Origin of the sequence: Salinimonas marina (genome assembly GCF_015644725.1) — a bacterium.
In the GTDB taxonomy this organism is placed as follows: domain Bacteria; phylum Pseudomonadota; class Gammaproteobacteria; order Enterobacterales; family Alteromonadaceae; genus Alteromonas.
In genome coordinates this window covers 495,269-511,466 of record NZ_CP064795.1, presented here as the reverse complement: position 1 = coordinate 511,466, position 16,198 = coordinate 495,269, and the positions used below count along the sequence as shown (strand labels likewise).

The following is a 16,198-nucleotide window of genomic DNA, read 5'->3' as shown; positions in this document are numbered from 1 at the left end:
GATACCCCGATGTTTTTTAACCCAAAAGAGTGCAAATAATCCAACATGGCAGCACCTACTTACGAGGATGTTTTAGCCGCGGCAAAGCGGCTGAAATCTCATGTACAGCACACCCCTATTATTGAATCTTCATTACTGAATAAATGGCTGGGACACCGGATTTTATTCAAAGCTGAATGCTTGCAAACCATCGGCGCGTTCAAGCTTCGCGGCGCGCTGAATATGCTGGCACGCTGCGCTGAACAAAACACCCTGCCTAAACATGTGGTGGCGAACAGCTCTGGTAATCACGCGCAGGCGGTGGCTTACGCTGCCAGTCTTTACCATATCCCGGCCACGATTTTTGCAGCCCAGACTATTTCCCCCATCAAAGCTGCAGCCACCGAAAGCTATGGGGCCAAAGTGCAACGATTTGTCACCCGCACGGAAGCTGACCAGGCGGTGAAAGCAGCAGCCGCCGATGCCGATACGCTATGGATCCCCCCTTTGATCATCCCGATATTATTGCCGGGCAGGCCACCGCTACCCACGAAGCGTTGCTGCAAACAGGCCCGGTAGATGCGGTGTTTGCGCCCTGTGGCGGCGGCGGATTGCTAAGCGGCGCCCTGATTTCCACCCGGGCGATGCAACCCCAGGCGCAGATCATTGGCGCCGAGCCCGAGCAGGCCAATGATGCTTCACGCTCGCTGCAAAGTGGCAACATCGAAGTATTAAATTCGCCCCCTGATACGCTGGCCGATGGCGCCGCGACGCCCAGCGTGGGCGAGCATACCTTTGGCTTTTTGCAACAGCTTGACGATTTTTACGAAGTCAACGAGGTGCAGATTGCCTACTGGACTCAGTGGTTACAGCATTTACTCAAACTGCATATAGAGCCCACCAGTGCCTTATCCATGGCGGCGGTCACCGCCTGGGCGGTAGAAAATCCGACGCCCAAAACCGCTTTGGTAATGCTTTCGGGAGGCAACATCAGCGCTGCCACCATGCAAAAAATCTGGCAACAGGACTATCTGTTACAGCCTCCAAACTTAACTCAACAGGACGATAAATAATGCGTAAATTCGGACACACTCTGTGCGCACTGGCCACCACTGCTTTGATGGCGGTACCTGCGGTGGCACAAAATTCGGTGTTTCTCAAAAACATTAATGGCTATACCCTCGATGAGCAGGGAGAACTTAAGCAGTTTTCCCAGTTATTAATCAAAGATGGCAAGGTGGTCTCCACCGACCAGAACGCCGCTAACAAGATTGCCGAGGCAAATATTATTGACGGCAACGGCAAAACCTTATTGCCGGGTATGATTGATGCTCACGGCCATATGCTAGGTTTAGGCAGTAATTTGCTGGAAGTGGACTTGCGAGATGCCGGTAGTGCTCAGGAAGCAGCACAGATGGTAGCGGATTATGCATTAGCCCATGGCGATCAGGAATGGATCACGGGCCGTGGCTGGAATCAGGAACAATGGCCTGATCGCGCTTTTCCCACCGCGGCGCAACTAGATCAGCACATTACCGATCGGCCGGTCTGGCTAGGTCGGGTCGATGCCCATGCGGGCTGGGCTAATAGCAAAGCGCTGGAGCTGGCCGGGATCACCGCCGACACGCCGGATCCTGAAGGCGGTCAGATAATTAAGGATGATGAGGGCAACCCCACCGGTGTGCTTATTGATAACGCCAAAGCGCTGGTAGAAGAGGTTATGCCTGAGACGCGCTACAGCCAACTCACAGAACAACTGGACGCGGCCTCCGCCCATCTGCTGGCAAACGGCGTAACCATGATGCACGATGCCGGCATCAGCCATCGCGAATACGATTTTTATCTGACCCAGGCGGTAAAAGGCGAGCTGCCGGTGCGGGTATACGCGATGATTGCCGCTACGGATCCTGACCTGGCGCGCATGCTGGATCGCGGCATTGTTCGTGGTGAGCGCGACTTTATTTTTATACGCAGTGTTAAAGCCTATGGCGACGGGGCCCTGGGCAGCCGGGGAGCCGCCTTGCTAGAACCATACAGTGACGCGCCCCACCAGCAAGGTTTAATGCTGACTCAGCCCGAAGACTTTCCGGGTCTTTTTAATAAGGTCATTGATGCCGGATTCCAGCTTAATTTTCATGCTATTGGTGATCGGGCCAATCATCTGGCGCTAAATCAGTTTGAACAAACCTTTGCGCAGCGCGGCGGAGAACACCTGCGTCACCGCATTGAACATGCTCAGGTGGTGGCCCCCGACGATTTAGCCCGCTTTGCCCAGCTTCAGATCCTGCCATCTATGCAGCCTACCCACGCCACCAGCGATAAAAACATGGCTGAAGATCGGCTTGGTAAAGCGCGTATGAAAGGTGCTTATGCCTGGAAAACCCTGCTGGATTCTGGCATTCCCCTGCCCCTGGGCTCAGATTTTCCGGTGGAATTGGCCAACCCGTTTTATGGCTTGCATGCCGCGGTGACCCGTCAGGATCGCAATAATCAGCCAGTAGCAGGTTGGTACGCCCACGAAGCGCTGTCGGTAACACAGGCATTTCGTGGCTTTACCCTTGATGCGGCTTACGCAGCGCATATGGAAGAGGTAACCGGCACTCTGACACCGGGAAAATGGGCCGACTTTATCCTGGTCGATCAGGATATTTTTGAAATAAAACCCGAACACATTTGGAAAACCAAAGTCTTACAGACCTGGATCGCCGGTGAACAGGTTTTCGCTGCCGCCCAGGACGCAAATTAATCCATGGTTTGCCACCAGCGCGGCGTTACCCCTGGCTGGCTAACCTTAATCACCTCACCGAAGCGAGGCGTGAGTAATTTCACGCCCTGCTGCCGGCTGTGCTGCTCAAGTTGCTGTAGGGGCGCATACCAGCTGTGAAATGCCAGATCAAAGGTACTGTTGTGTATCGGTACCAGATACTGTCCGTTAACCTCCCTGAACGCCGTTAAGGTCTGTTCTGGTTGCATATGAACCTGAGGCCAGTTACTGGCATAGGCTCCATTTTCCATAAACGCCACCTCAAAGGGCCCCAGCTTTTCCCCAATCGTCCTGAAACCGGCAAAATAGCCAGAGTCGCCACTAAAAAATAACGAGCCCGCAGTGCTATTGATCGCCCACCCGCCCCACAAGGTTGCATTGCGATCGGTGAATGCACGCCCCGAAAAGTGATAGGAAGGCGTTAGGGTCAGCGTAATGTCGTCAAGCTGTTGATGCTGCCACCAGTCCAGTTCGGTAATGGAGCCGGGCTCGACACCCCACTTGAGCAGCTGACTTTTAAGCCCTAAGGGCACCACAAAGTGCCGGGTTTTATCTTTTAGTGCCCGGATAGAGTCTTCATCCAGATGATCGTAATGATTGTGGGACAACAATACCGCCAGGATAGACGGCAACTCTTCGATAGTAATTGGCATTGGATGAAAGCGCTCCGGCCCCATAAAGCTAAACGGTGAGGCACGACGGGCAAACATGGGATCGGTTAACAGATACCGGCCATCGATTTTAAACAATACGGTAGAATGACCCAGTTTCGCAAAAAAGATGCCGGTGTCGGGTAGGGCCTGTAACTGAGCGGTACTTAACGATTGTACCGGGATAGCATCGGCGGGTCTGATAGCAGTGCGTTCCCCGGTAATACTGCGATGAAAAATGTCGATAAACTTTTTAAAGGTATTACCGGTAATAGGGGTGGTATTGGCAAAGGCCCGTCCTGGTACTGAGGTGAGTCGAAGGTTTCTGAGGTGAGTCGAAGGTTTCTGAGGGGGTACTGTCGAGCCGGTAGTTGACCACACCCGCCGTCAGTATCAGCCCCAGCACCACCATTGCAAAGATTGTTAAAGCTCGCACTGTTGTTTGGCTCCCGGCCTATAAAAAACGGGAGCCTGAGCTCCCGTTGCTAACGACTTACACGATGATGTTAGCCATTGTATAGCGTATTAATCCATTTCTCTTCAGTGATAAAGTCCCAGTGCCATGACTGCCACTTCGACTCCAGCCCTTGCTGCACAATCTCCTGGGCACTCATGCCCTGAGCTTTAAGTTTATCCACATAGCTTTTGGTTTGTTCTATCATCTCTAAAAATGCTTTGTAGTCAGACTGTTTTGCCAACGGGCCATGACCGGGCACAATAATGGTTTTTTCGTTGGTTTTTTCAATCAGGTGTTTCACCGAACGAATATACCCTTCAACGCTTCCCCTGACTTTAAGTCAATAAACGGAAAGCGCTCATTAAAAAACAAGTCGCCGGTATGCAGGACATTCGGCTCTTCAAACCAAACTACGGAGTCACCATCGGTGTGACCTTCGGCCAGGTGCATGATATGCAGGGTTTCGCCATTGAAATGCATTTTAATGCCATCTTCGTAGGTGATCACCGGCAATGCCTGCGGCTTGGTGTTGTTGTCTTTAGCCAGCCTTACCCGCACATTGTTGTGCGCGACAATCGTACTGTCGGCATGCTGATGAAACCAGCCGTTGCTACCGGTATGGTCGCCATGAAAATGGGTATTGATGATAAATTTTGGCGATTCATTACCTAACTCACCCAACGCATTAGAGATTTTTTGCGCCAGCGGTTCAAACTGGTCATCAATAATCAGTACCCCATCCTTGCCGGCGGATACGCCGATATTGCCCCGGCGCCCTGTAACATATGTACAGAGCCGCGCAGCGGCGTATCTTTTATTTGTACATCGTTGTATTTATTCTGGGCCTGTCCGGCTGCGCTTAACAACAATGGCAATACCGCCAATGCGCCTTTATATCCGATGTTCATGATGCATCCTTCACTGGTTGACTGCCAATCATTATGCGGTCACATATCGAACAGATCATTTATATTTTTGTGTGACTTTCAGGCAGCGGCTTGATGTATTCGAATCTGGGCAGGGTTTCGCCGCCTTTTTCTACCGTCTCGGTGAACATCGACAAGGGTCTGACCCACAATGCCTGTTCGCCATAGCAAGGCCGGTAGACCACCAGCTTGCTGTCATCTTCACTGTGCCGGGCTACTTCATACACGGCGTAGAAGTTTCCTTTATAATGCCGGTATATCCCGGCTTGAGGGTAGGAATCATTTACTGATACTCCAGTGGTAAGGTAAGTTGTTCAACAGGCGTGGGTTCGGCTAAACCTATGTGCAGGCCAAGCAGACGAATGCCCCTGCCCTTGCCCCGCTCAAATGCCTCGTTCAGCAATTGCTCAAACACCCTGGCATCAAATTTTTGTTGCCGGTGCTCCACAGTAGTCAGCTGAAAGTCACTAAATTTAAGCTTCACGCCCTGCGACTTTATGCGTACCGGTTCACCCTTTGTGTGTTTTTGCTGATGGGCCGCCATACGCTCGGCCAGTTTGTCCAGCAGCACGGGTAAAAAGTCCCGACACTGTTCCAGGGTATGGATATCATCATGCAGGGTGCGTTCTACGCCAATGGATTTGCGCTCGCGGGTAACATTGACTTCCCGCTCATCGACCCCATGCGCCCGGTCCCACAATACTGCGCCAAATTTTCCCAGCTCTTTTTGCAGTCTTTCAAACGGGTAATGGCGAATATCCTCACAAGTAGCCAGGCCCATTCGCTGTAGTTTCTGCATGGTGACCTTGCCCACGCCGGGGATTTTTTCCAACGCCATTTTTCGTACAAACGCGTCTTGTTGATCTGGGGGATAACACAGATGCCATCAGGCTTGTTTTCATCACTGGCCACCTTGGCCACAAACTTACATGAGGCCACGCCGGCCGAGGCGGTCAGTCCCAGTTCATCGTGAATACGCTGTCTTATTTCCTGAGCGATCAGGGTGGCACTGCCACCACAATGTACTGAGCCTGATACATCCAGATAAGCTTCATCCAGCGACAACGGCTCGATGATATCGGTAAAATCAGCAAATATTTCGCGAATGCGCATCGACTCTTTTACATAAACATCCATACGCCCTTTGACCATCACCAAATCAGGACATAGCCGCAGCGCGTAGGCAGTGGCCATTGCAGAACGAACACCGTATTTTCGGGCCGGATAATTACAGGTGGAGATCACACCCCGTTGTTTTGAGCTGCCACCAATGGCCAGCGGTACATGACGCAAAGACGGATTATCGCGCATTTCTACAGCGGCATAGAAACAGTCCATGTCCACATGAATAATTTTACGCACCCGAATGTTCTCTGCCTGTACACATAGCCAGTATTTTAACGATTTTTTTGGTCACAATATACCCTCTTGGCGATCTGGCGGCCGATAGGGTAATTACCACCGGCTACAGGGTTTGGATTGCCCTATAAACAGGCGATAACAAGGAAATAAACAAGCAGACCAGGCGATAGGCTAATCACACAGGGTGATAGCACCGGCTATGATGGCACAGACTGGCCCTGGCGTGGGGCTCGGCCATAAAGGCGTGGTCGTGTAACCGCGCCACATGATATTAGGTGGGCACTTCAGCGAGAACCATATTCAGGAGATAGCATCAGCTCCTGTTCCACGATTCGGGCATAGTGTTTAAGCCGGTCAATCTCAGCCGCGGTGTAGTCACGGACCTCATCGTGCAATAAACAAAATGTCCCCAGCTCGTAGCCATCATTTGAATACAGAATCATCCCGGCATAAGAGCGAATATAGGGTTCGCCGCGCACCAGTTTGTTATTTTTGAATCGAAAATCTGCCAGGGCGTCGGGCACCACTAGATATTCTTCTTCGGCAATGGCATAGGTACAAAACGAAATGTTTCGTGGCGTTTCCCGTTTATCTAGCCCCTGACGCGACTTAAACCATTGTTTGTTTTCGGCAATCAGGCTGATCAGTACCGTTTTGCAGCCAAATTCCTGCTGAGCTTTTTGGGTGATGGCATCAAAGCGTTCTTCAGGCGGTGTATCCAGGATATTCAGATCGTAAAGGGCTTTTAAGCGTTCAGCTTCGTGAGGTAACCGGGGAATAGTAGCCATGCTGGCAGATCCTAAAAGAGTAACAAAATAATAAGCGTCATAAGCACACCAACGCACAGTAATACGAGGTGGCGAAGACGTATAGCAGAACATAACACTGTACTTATTACCAGTTAAGCTTGCCTGTCACGCTATTATTTTTATAGATCATGGGGTAACGCCTCTACAGCGTGGCCTGATAGCTTCGTATTCGCCGGTGTTATATACCAGGATGTAGCAGAGGCGATAGAGGTCAGTAAGGAGTCACTCAGAAGCTAGCTCCAGCGCCGGACGCAAAGCACCTGACGATACTGTGACAGCCAGGCGCTGAATCATTACCGATGGGCTGTTATAGAATCTGGTTTTCTTTCCATTCTGCCAGTTTCTTTTCCCGCAGCATCGTACGCTCTTCCCGGGCCTTTTTGCGATCGCACGGTTCCGGGCAGTCACAGGCTTTTTCAATACCCAGCGCCCCAAGGCCGCCACAACTACCAGAAATGGTTTTGCGCTGTACCATGTAACCTACTGCCATGGCTAATACCATGGCCAGGAAAAATACAAAGGCCAGAATAAATGTACTCATAACACCACCTTATTTAGTTTTTAATTTCAACGGTTTCTTCAAAGGCCGCAGAAAGATATTCTTCAAATTCACCGTTGTGATGCCGTATCAACAGCACCGCTAAATTCTGTTCTTCGGCCAGTGCCTTCGCAGCGTCCCAACCCATTACGTTTAACGCGGTGGCCAGGCCATCGGCGGTCATGGATGAGGGGTCGACGACCGTCACTGCCACCAGGTTGTGGGTGATGGGTTTGCCGGTACGAGGATCGATAAGATGAGAGTAACGCACCCCATCCTGCTCGTAATAATTGCGATAATCGCCTGAGGTCGCTATCGCATTGGTGCCGACCGATAAAATCTTTTGTACCGCGCGTTCGCTGCTGACCGGTTTTTCTATCGCAATAAGCCAGCCGCTACCGTCACCACGCTGTCCTTTAACCCGCATCTCGCCACCTATCTCAACCAGATAGTCATGGATATCGTGTTTTTCAAGGATTTGTGCAATTTCATCCACCCCGTAGCCTTTGGCAATGGTGGATAAGTCCACATAGACCTGCGGATGGGTTTTCTGTAAGCCCTCGTCGGTCACCCGCAACTTCTGGGCGCCCACATAGTCACGCACCTGCGCAATTTGCTCATCACTGGGAACCTGCTCCGGACGCTTATTGGGTCCAAAGCCCCACAGGTTAACTAAGGGCCCCACCGTGACATCCAGCGCGCCTTTGCTTACCTGACTAAGACGCAAGGCTTCAGTCACCACCGTGCGGGTCTCAGCAGAAACAACAAAAGGTTTGGTAAACCGGTTTTGATTAAAGCGTGATAATTCCGACTCTGGGTCGTAGGTGGACATCAACGCATTGATACGTTGCAAGCGCGTATCAATCTTGCTTTGCAAGCCTTCCACCGCCTGCTGCTGGTCACTCACCACATACTTCACATTATACGTGGTTCCCATTGTATCGCCATGTAAATGAACTACAGGCAGCTTCTCGTTACCGCAAGCGGCTAAAACCAGCACTACCGTGGAAATAACCAGCCATTGCGTCAGGGGTTTTATCAAAATACCTTATCCTTTTTGCATTAAAAAAGGGGCGAATGAATCGCCCCTTTTGTCTGTTCTTTATCGCCTGGTGTTAGCCACCGAAATCATCAAGCATGATGTTTTCGTCTTCAACACCCAGATCTTTGAGCATGTTGATTACTGCTGCGTTCATCATAGGTGGACCACACATATAGAACTCACAGTCTTCAGGGGCTGGATGATCTTTAAGATAATTTTCTAATAATACCTGGTGAATAAAGCCGGTATCACCTTCCCAGTTATCTTCAGGCTGAGGATCTGACAAGGCAACATGCCAATCAAAATTCTCATTTTCTTCAGCCAGTTCATCAAAATCTTCTACATAGAACATTTCACGTAATGAACGGGCGCCGTACCAGAAAGAAATCTTACGATCGGTTTTAAGACGACGTAGCTGGTCAAATATGTGTGAACGCATTGGCGCCATACCGGCCCCCCGCCCACAAATACCATCTCGTTTTCGGTTTCTTTGGCATAGAACTCACCGAATGGCCCAGAAATCGTAGCCTTATCACCTTCTTTCAGGCTCCAGATGTACGATGACATCTTACCAGCAGGCAGACTCAGATTATTAGGCGGCGGCGTAGCGATACGCACGTTAAGCATAATAATCCCTTCTTCTTCCGGATAGTTTGCCATCGAGTAGGCACGAATGGTTTCTTCATCAACTTTTGATTCGATGTCGAAGAAGCCAAAACGTTCCCAGTCACCACGGAATTTTTCTGGTACTTCAAAATCTTTATACTTCACATGGTGAGGCGGCGCCTCAATCTGAATATAACCACCCGCCTGGAACGGCACACTTTCGCCATTCGGAATCTTCAGCTTCAGTTCTTTGATAAAGGTGGCTTTGTTGTCATTAGAAATAACTTCACAATCCCACTTTTTAATACCAAAGACTTCTTCTGGTAATTCAATTTCCATGTCCTGTTTTACCGCAACCTGACACGACAAACGACAGCCTTCACGAGCTTCGCGTTTGGTAATATGGTCAAGTTCGGTAGGCAGAATTTCACCGCCACCGGATTTCACATCTACCCGACACTGGCCACATGAACCACCGCCACCACAGGCAGACGATACAAAAATACCAGCTTCGGCCAGCGCACCCAACAGCTTGCCACCCGGAGATGTTTTGATAGCCTTATCGGGGTCGTTGTTAATATCGATGGTTACATCACCGGTTGGCACAAGTTTCGACTTGGCAAACATGATGATGAAAACCAGCGCCAGTACGATGACAATGAACATGCCAACGCCCAGGAAAATTTCTACATTCATCTATAAACTCCTAAGGCCAGTTACAGCGCAATACCAGTAAACGACTGGAAGCCCAGGGCCATCAGGCCGGCGATCATAAATACCGCCCCCAGACCACGTACACCATCGGGCATATCCGCGTATTTCAGTTTTTCACGAACCGCTGCCAGCAGGACAATGGCAATTGCCCAGCCCACACCAGAGCCAATACCATACACCACACTTTCGGTGAAGTTGTACTCACGCTGAACCGCAAACGCAACACCACCGAAGATGGCACAGTTCACTGTAATCAGCGGCAAGAAGATACCCAGGGCGTTGTACAAAGCCGGGAAGAACTTATCCAGACTCATTTCCAGAATCTGTACCAGTGCCGCGATAACGCCGATAAAGGTCAAAAAGTTCAGAAAGCTAAGGTCGGCTTCCGGGAACCCGGCCCAGGCCAGGGCACCAGGGGCCAGCACGTTCACATAAATCACCTGGTTAACGGGTACCGAAATACCCAGTACCACGATTACTGCGGCACCCAAACCCATGGCGGTTTTGATTTTCTTTGATACCGCCAGAAAGGTACACATACCTAAAAACAGCGACAGCGCCATGTTCTCAATAAAAATAGAGCGAACAAATAGCGAAATATAATGTTCCACGTCTTACTCCTTAGGCTCTACTTGTTCCGGGCGAATCGTTCGGATAAACCAAACCATACCACCAATTAAGAAGAACGAGCTGAATGGCAGAATTAACAGACCATTGCCCTGATACCAGCCGCCGTTTTGTACCACTGGCAGAATTTCGAAGCCCAGGATAGTACCAAAGCCGAACAATTCTTTGATGGTGCCGATCACAATCAGAATAAACGAGTAACCTAAACCATTACCAATACCGTCCAAGAAGCTCAGCAGAGGCGGGCTCTTCATGGCATACGCCTCGGCGCGTCCCATTACGATACAGTTGGTAATGATCAGACCCACGAATACCGAGAGCTGCTTAGATACCTCATAGGTATACGCTCGCAGAATTTGGTCTACCACGATTACCAATGAGGCAATGATGGTCATCTGAATAATGATCCGTACGCTGGAAGGGATCTGATTCCGAATCAGCGAGATGAACAAGTTGGAAAACGCCACAACGGTGGTCAGTGCCAATGACATTACCAGTGCGGTTTCTAATTTAGTTGTAATTGCTAAGGCTGAACAAATTCCCAATACCTGCAGGGCAATGGGGTTGTTGTCCATAATTGGTCCAAACAGGACCTTTTTCATTTCTTTAGTATCTGCCACGATATACCCCCTTATGAACGCCAGGCCTGACTCTTCAGGAATGGACCAAAGCCTTGCTCACCGGCCCAGTAGCGAATGGTGTTTTCAACACCGTTACTTGTCAGTGTTGCACCAGAAAGTGCGTCCACTTCGTATGGGTCATTCGGGTTAGCACCCTTGGTTACATCAATTGCGACTTCGCCATTGTTGTAAAGCTTTTTACCGTCCCACAACTTCTGCCAGTTTGGATTCTGGACTTCGCCGCCCAATCCAGGTGTTTCAGCTTGTTGATAGTAAATCAGCTCTTTGATGGTTTTACCGTCGGCATCAACTGCCAGAAAGCCATACATCAAAGCCCAGAGACCACTGCCATGAACCGGCAAGATGACCCGGGTAACGGCATCGTCTTCACCTTTAACCAACCAAACACTGGCCACATTCGCCCGACGCTGAAAACCCACATTGCTGTTTTCAACTTTCTGACTCATTTCCGTTTGTTTGGCGGCTTTGTACATGTCGTACTCCGCCCCATCACCGCCTGGCTTGTCGGTGAAATTACCGGTGTCCAGGTCAACAAAACGGCGCTGGATTCTTTCGTTATAAACCGAGGCAATCTTGTCACTGCTCATACCGGATTCATACAAGCCCGCTGCAGTAAGAATGTTTGATTGCTTATCCAGCTTTTTGTTTTCCTGCTGAATCTGACGCAAGCCTACCGCTGCCCCAGAAACTACAATTGAACATACCAGACAGACCGCAACCACAACGCCTACGGTTTTTGCTAGAGATTCTTTTTTAGCCGACACGAGCAACCCTCCGCTTGATATTGCTTTGTGCAACAAAATAATCGAACAGTGGCGCCCAAAGGTTGGTAAACAGGATGGCCAGCATCACCCCTTCAGGGAATGCAGGGTTAACCACTCGAATTAATACCGTCATAAAGCCGATGAAGATACCAAATGCCCACTTGCCTTTATTGGTAAAGGCGGCAGAAACCGGATCCGTTGCCATAAAGAACATGGCAAACGCCAGACCACCAATAACAAAGTGGAAGTGTGCCGGCATGGCAAACATCGGGTTGGTGTCACTGCCAATCAGGTTCAGCAACGTCGCAAAGCCGGCGACACCTAAGGCCACCCCTGACACGATACGCCAGCTGGCAATACGCATGTAAATAATAAACAAACCACCCAGCAAAATAGCTAAGGTTGACACTTCCCCGGCAGATCCTGGGATGTTTCCGAAGAACGAGTTCCACCACAGTTCCATGTTGGTGTAGTCCATATCCCCTGCAGCCGCTTTACTCAACCAGGTTGCACCTGAGTAACCATCAGCAGCCACCCACACCTGGTCGCCCGAAATTTGTGCCGGATAGGCAAAATACAGAAACGCACGGCCTGATAAGGCAGGGTTAAGGAAGTTACGGCCGGTACCACCAAATACTTCTTTGGCAATAACCACACCAAAGGTAATACCCAGGGCGACCTGCCATAACGGGATTGTGGCTGGCAACGTCAGGGCGAACAGTACCGAGGTTACAAAGAAGCCTTCGTTAACTTCGTGCTTACGCACCGACGCAAAAAGTACTTCCCAGAAACCACCTACCGCAAAAGTTACCGCATAAATCGGCAGCCAGAAGCAAGCACCATAAAACATTAAGCTGGCCCAGCCAGCATCGGCCCCTAATTCACCGCCTAAACCAGCGAATAATGCCGCCTGCCAGGCATCAGGTAAGGTTCCTGAACCCGCAATAATCGCTTCATTTGCCTGTACACCAATGTTGTACATGCCATAAAACATCGCCGGGAAAGTGGCCATCCATACCAAAATCATAATGCGTTTTAAATCAATCGCATCACGAACGTGGGTGGTGGCTTTGTTGACTTTGCCAGGTGTATAAAAAATAGTGGCCGCTGCTTCATACAGGGCATACCATTTTTCATGTTTGCCACCTGGTTCAAAATTAGGTTCAATCTTTTCCAGATACGCTTTTAAACCCATTTCTTAACCCTCTTTCTCAATCGTGGTCAATACGTCGCGCAGGATTGGACCGTAATTGTATTTACCCGGGCATACATAGGTACACAAGGCTAAATCTTCTTCGTCCAGTTCCAGACAACCTAACTGCTGAGCACCGTCTGTATCACCAGAGATCAGGTCCCTAAGCAAAAGCGTAGGAATGATGTCCAGAGGCATAACACGTTCATAGTTACCAATAGGAACCATCGAGCGGTCCGAACCATTGGTAGTGGTAGTCATATCGTATTTTTGTTTGCTGTTGAGGTGCCCCAGATACGCACGTGTTACTGAGTGCTTATCCGACCCCGGTGTGATCCAGCCAAAGAGTTTTTTCTCGCGACCTTCTTTGATCATCGAAATCTGAGTGTGGAAACGGCCTAAGAAACCGTGCACGCCCTGAGCGGTAATGCCGTTTAGCACTGAGCCCGAAATAACCCGAACTTCACCGCCTTCAACCTCATTGGCGGTGAGCTCTTCGATATCTGCGCCCAACAGGGTGCGGACCAGGCGCGGCTTGGTTGCTACCGTGCCACCCAGTGCCACTACCCGACGGTTGTCCAGCTCACCGGTGGTCAGCAACGAACCAATTGCCATAACATCCTGATAATTCAGGTGCCATACGGTTTTGCTGTTGCCTACGGCATCCAGATGATGAATGTGCGTACCCGGCAAACCGGCCGGGTGAGGGCCACCGAATTCGGCAACTTCAACCTTGGCATTGCCGGTGGCCACGCTCGCGCCGCCAGCTTTACAGACAAACACCTTGCCTTCGCTCAGCACAGTCAGAGCCTGCAGACCATTAACAAAGTCGTCTTCACGCTCTTTGATAATAATGGTGGGATCGGCCGCCAGCGGATTGGTATCCATGGCTGTGACAAAGATAGAGTGCGGGGCACTGCCCGGCGCCGGCGCCTTACTAAATGGACGGGTACGAAACGCCGTCCATAAACCGGACTCTATCAGTGTGTGTTCCAGGGTTTCTTTGGATGCGCTGGTAATCTGGTCTGCGGCAATCTTGTCAAAGGCAACACTTTCATCACCTTCGATTTTTACTACCACAGACTGAAGAACACGTTTGGCGCCACGGTTGACCTCTACCACCTCGCCGGCCGCTGGCGCAGTGAACTTAACGCCGGGATTCTTTTTGTCTTCAAAAGAATCTGGCCTTTTTTCACTTTGTCGCCAACCTGGACGTGCATGGTAGGACGCATACCCACATATTCTTCTCCCAGAACGGCAACGCGCGTCACAGCATTTCCTTCAGAAATTTGCTGCTCTGGCGCCCCTTGATAGGGAGGTCGAGACCTTTCTTGATTTTAATCATATGTAATCGCACTACTCTAATAGAAAAACTCTTTTGCATAGCCGCACAACACCATGCTCGCTTGCAATGCAAAAAAACTCTGTATAACAACCTGTTAGCTCATTACTTGCAGATTACTGGTAAATAGTATGTTGCAAGCTTCGGCGGCAAACGCGTTAACGCCCGCTAAAAACCATGTGCTTTGGATATTTTTTCCTGTAGATCCGACGTTTGGCCGGGTCAAAAAGCATTATGCTAATAAGCTTCTTAAGACCAAAGTCGTGATGCGTGGGTAGAACAACCCGCGCCTAATTTCTGGGATTTTAACATTATCTGCCGGCTCTTCGCTATGCAAAAAATCGGTAAACCGGAAAAATTCTTGCCAACATCCCCATAAATCTCGTTTACGGATTATACAACAAGGTTACAAAAACCAAAAAAAAGCCGTCATCAATGACGGCTTTTTAATCTTTTTATTGCCAATCAGCCTGCGGATCAACATCGGCGTCGTAATCCACGCCTTCAATATCAAAACCGAATAGCTTCAAAAACTCATGGTGATAGCCAGCGTAATCGCTAAGCTCATGAAAGTTTTCCTGGGTGACCTGATCCCACAATGCTTTAATCTTGGCCTGGGTGGCATCATTAGTTTCTTTGCCATCCATGCGATACCGGTTGGCTTCGTCCAGAGTTGGAGTGTCACCATACAAACACTGGTTAAACAGGCCTTTTATTTGCTCAATACAGCCTTCATGGGTGCCTTCTTCTTTCATTACTTTATAGATTAATGAAATATACAAAGGCATCACCGGAATCGCAGAGCTTGCCTGAGTGACCAAGGCCTTCAGGGAAGACACATGGGCATCGATTTGTAGCTGGGGATGCTTACCCATAATAGCGGCCGCCGCGCGGTCCAGATCTTCTTTGGCTTTACCAATGGTCGCTTGGCCGTAGATTGGCCAGGTCAGCTCTTTGCCAATATAGGTATACGCGGTCGTTTTCGCACCTTCAGCCAGAACGCCAGCTTCGGCCAGCGCATCCAGCCACATTTCCCAGTCTTCGCCGCCCATTACCTTAATGGTGTCGCGAATCTCTTCATCGGTGGCTGGCTCTAAAGTAACATCATGTACCTTATCTTTATCAGTGTCATAGGTCTTGGTGGTATACGCCTGACCGACCGGCTTTAGTGTAGACTTATACGTCACGCCGCTGTTCGGCTCAGTACGTCGTGGTGATGCCAGACTATAGATCACCAGATCCACCTGCCCCATCTGCTGTTTGATTTTTTCAATCGTCTGATTTTTCAGCTCATGGGAAAACGCATCGCCGTTAAGGGTCTCGGCATACAGATCTTCCTCGGCGGCAAAATCATGGAAAGCCGCAGTATTGTACCAACCCGCGGTGCCGGTCTTGCGTTCGGTAGGGGCTTTTTCAAAGCACACCCCTAGGGTTTTGGCACCATAGCCAAATGCCGCGGTAATGCGTGACGCCAGGCCATAGCCGGTGGAGCTGCCTATGACCAGTACATTTTTTGGGCCTGTGCCTAAGTCGCCCTGCTGGCGAACATAATCAATTTGTTCTGCGACCGAGGCTTTACACCCCACCGGGTGCGCGTTGGTACAGATAAATCCTCTGACTTTAGGCTTGATAATCATTCTGGGTATCCTTTGCTGTTTGTGTCCGTATTGTAATCATGCTTTGGCGGATAACAACTCTGAACACTTAATCTGCGGCTTTATCAGCAGTGACGCACTCCCATCAGGGTTTGTCTGTTACAAACAAAAACGGCCTGGGGTGAACCAG

General features: G+C 50.0%; 11 protein-coding genes and 5 pseudogenes. 2 read left to right on the top strand and 14 right to left on the bottom strand.

The features are described 5' to 3' along the window. Window positions 1-45 precede the first annotated feature (45 nt). Together IT774_RS02250 and IT774_RS02245 are read left to right on the top strand one after the other, a co-directional pair. Window positions 46-1,052: pseudogene (locus IT774_RS02250) on the top strand (serine/threonine dehydratase). Then, the gene (locus IT774_RS02245) at window positions 1,052-2,725 is read left to right on the top strand and encodes an amidohydrolase (protein ID WP_195811151.1); all 1,674 of its coding nucleotides are present in this window, start codon (window positions 1,052-1,054) and stop codon (window positions 2,723-2,725) included. The pseudogene IT774_RS02250 and the gene IT774_RS02245 overlap by 1 nt, the downstream one beginning before the upstream one ends. Here IT774_RS02245 and IT774_RS02240 read toward each other — a convergent pair. The 14 genes and pseudogenes from IT774_RS02240 to fabV form a co-directional block, all read right to left on the bottom strand. Beyond that, window positions 2,722-3,774 (bottom strand): MBL fold metallo-hydrolase, encoded by a 1,053-nt coding sequence (locus tag IT774_RS02240; protein WP_232365088.1) that lies wholly within the window; start codon window positions 3,772-3,774, stop codon window positions 2,722-2,724. The two genes, IT774_RS02245 and IT774_RS02240, sit on opposite strands and share 4 nt — an antisense overlap. A gap of 125 nt (window positions 3,775-3,899) precedes the next feature. After that, window positions 3,900-4,758, bottom strand: a pseudogene (locus IT774_RS17975) (MBL fold metallo-hydrolase). 59 nt (window positions 4,759-4,817) lie between these two features. Beyond that, window positions 4,818-5,036, bottom strand: a complete 219-nt coding sequence (locus IT774_RS02230; protein ID WP_195812180.1) for a DUF1653 domain-containing protein — start codon at window positions 5,034-5,036, stop codon at window positions 4,818-4,820. Between the two features lie 23 nt (window positions 5,037-5,059). Next, window positions 5,060-6,138 (bottom strand): annotated as a pseudogene (dinB, locus tag IT774_RS02225) (DNA polymerase IV). A gap of 284 nt (window positions 6,139-6,422) precedes the next feature. After that, window positions 6,423-6,926, bottom strand: coding sequence for a GAF domain-containing protein (locus IT774_RS02220; protein WP_195811150.1), 504 nt, complete (start codon window positions 6,924-6,926; stop codon window positions 6,423-6,425). Window positions 6,927-7,254: 328 nt separating this feature from the next. Further along, window positions 7,255-7,488: a (Na+)-NQR maturation NqrM gene (nqrM, locus tag IT774_RS02215; protein WP_195811149.1), complete on the bottom strand. Its 234-nt coding sequence runs from the start codon at window positions 7,486-7,488 to the stop codon at window positions 7,255-7,257. Between the two features lie 13 nt (window positions 7,489-7,501). Further along, entirely contained in the window at window positions 7,502-8,527 is a 1,026-nt protein-coding gene (locus tag IT774_RS02210) for an FAD:protein FMN transferase (RefSeq protein WP_408641196.1), read from the bottom strand. A 73-nt stretch (window positions 8,528-8,600) separates the two neighbouring features. After that, window positions 8,601-9,829: pseudogene (gene nqrF / locus IT774_RS02205) on the bottom strand (NADH:ubiquinone reductase (Na(+)-transporting) subunit F). Between the two features lie 20 nt (window positions 9,830-9,849). Then, the gene (gene nqrE / locus IT774_RS02200; protein ID WP_195811148.1) at window positions 9,850-10,458 is read right to left on the bottom strand and encodes an NADH:ubiquinone reductase (Na(+)-transporting) subunit E; all 609 of its coding nucleotides are present in this window, start codon (window positions 10,456-10,458) and stop codon (window positions 9,850-9,852) included. Between the two features lie 3 nt (window positions 10,459-10,461). Further along, window positions 10,462-11,094, bottom strand: coding sequence for an NADH:ubiquinone reductase (Na(+)-transporting) subunit D (locus IT774_RS02195; protein WP_195811147.1), 633 nt, complete (start codon window positions 11,092-11,094; stop codon window positions 10,462-10,464). 11 nt (window positions 11,095-11,105) lie between these two features. Continuing rightward, entirely contained in the window at window positions 11,106-11,879 is a 774-nt protein-coding gene (locus IT774_RS02190) for a Na(+)-translocating NADH-quinone reductase subunit C (RefSeq protein WP_195811146.1), read from the bottom strand. Next, window positions 11,869-13,074, bottom strand: a complete 1,206-nt coding sequence (locus tag IT774_RS02185) for an NADH:ubiquinone reductase (Na(+)-transporting) subunit B (protein WP_195811145.1) — start codon at window positions 13,072-13,074, stop codon at window positions 11,869-11,871. Before IT774_RS02185 ends, IT774_RS02190 begins: the two co-directional genes overlap by 11 nt. Window positions 13,075-13,077: 3 nt before the next feature. Continuing rightward, window positions 13,078-14,416, bottom strand: a pseudogene (locus tag IT774_RS02180) (Na(+)-translocating NADH-quinone reductase subunit A). A gap of 452 nt (window positions 14,417-14,868) precedes the next feature. Continuing rightward, the gene (gene fabV / locus IT774_RS02175) at window positions 14,869-16,050 is read right to left on the bottom strand and encodes an enoyl-ACP reductase FabV (protein WP_195811144.1); all 1,182 of its coding nucleotides are present in this window, start codon (window positions 16,048-16,050) and stop codon (window positions 14,869-14,871) included. Between the last annotated feature and the right edge of the window lie 148 nt (window positions 16,051-16,198).

Excerpts from the sequence above, each read along its gene's own strand:
- nqrM (WP_195811149.1), bottom strand. The coding sequence starts at position 7,488 with ATGAGTACATTTATTCTGGCCTTTGTATTTTTCCTGGCCATGGTATTA.
- IT774_RS02245 (WP_195811151.1), top strand. The coding sequence starts at position 1,052 with ATGCGTAAATTCGGACACACTCTGTGCGCACTGGCCACCACTGCTTTG.
- IT774_RS02185 (WP_195811145.1), bottom strand. The coding sequence starts at position 13,074 with ATGGGTTTAAAAGCGTATCTGGAAAAGATTGAACCTAATTTTGAACCA.
- fabV (WP_195811144.1), bottom strand. The coding sequence starts at position 16,050 with ATGATTATCAAGCCTAAAGTCAGAGGATTTATCTGTACCAACGCGCAC.
- IT774_RS02220 (WP_195811150.1), bottom strand. The coding sequence starts at position 6,926 with ATGGCTACTATTCCCCGGTTACCTCACGAAGCTGAACGCTTAAAAGCC.